The organism is Brevundimonas sp. EU05-FHT14B07, from assembly GCF_058790795.1.
In genome coordinates, this window is sequence record NZ_JBYTCZ010000009.1 from 1 (window position 1) to 958 (window position 958).

1 protein-coding gene is annotated in these 958 nt (G+C 69.0%); it reads left to right on the plus strand.

The window, feature by feature from the left end:
• A partial coding sequence (locus tag AC3WRC_RS14290; protein ID WP_492304282.1) for an OmpA family protein occupies nt 1–951 on the plus strand: 951 nt, incomplete at its 5' end.
• Nucleotides 952–958 lie beyond the last annotated feature (7 nt).

The window sequence follows — 958 nt, forward strand, 5'->3', positions numbered from 1 at the left end:
CGCTTCAATCCCAACTGGCGCGTTGAACTGGAAGGCGGCTACCGCTCGGGCGACATTGGTCGCGTTCGCGCCGTCACCGGCACGCAAGGCCTGTGCAACCTGACCCCGGCGACGGGCGGCTGCTTCTCGCCCGAAGGCGACATCGAATCCGCCACCCTGATGGCCAATGTCATCTATGACTTCGGCTTCGAATACTGGGGCGTTCGTCCGTTCGTCGGCCTCGGCGCCGGTGTGAACCGCGTCGACACCAACACGATCGGCGCCCTGCGCGCCAACCGTGCCGCCACCTTCGCCGTCGATGACACCTCGACCAAGTTCGCCGCTCAGGCGATCGCTGGTCTGGCCTGGGCCATCAGCGACCGCGCCAACATCGACCTGACCTACCGCTATCTGACGGGCGACGCCAACTTCGCCTCGACGACGGCCGGTACGGGCGTGGGCGCCACGCAGTTCGGCGAATGGGACGGCGACTACGACCAGTCGCACACCGTGACCCTGGGTCTGCGCTACAGCTTCGGTGCGGAAGACGCACCGCCGCCGCCGCCTCCCCCGCCGCCTCCGCCCCCGCCGCCCCCGCCGCCCCCGCCCCCGCCCCCGCCGGTCGCTCAGACCCCGGTCGCTCGCCAGTTCGTGGTCTACTTCGACTGGGATCGCTCGGACCTGACCGCGGAAGCCCGTTCGGTGGTGACGCAGGCCGCCAACTACGCCAAGTCGGGTCGTCCGACGCGCGTCCTGATCGTCGGCTATACCGACACCTCGGGTTCGGCCGCCTATAACCTGGGTCTGTCCAACCGTCGTTCGCGCACCGTCGCGGACGCGCTGGTCGCCTCGGGCGTCAACGGCGGCGTCATCGCCCTCGACGGCAAGGGCGAGACCAACCTGGCCAAGCCGACCGCCGACGGTGTGCGCGAACCGCTCAACCGCCGCGCGACCATCGACATCAACTTCTAAGACTTTC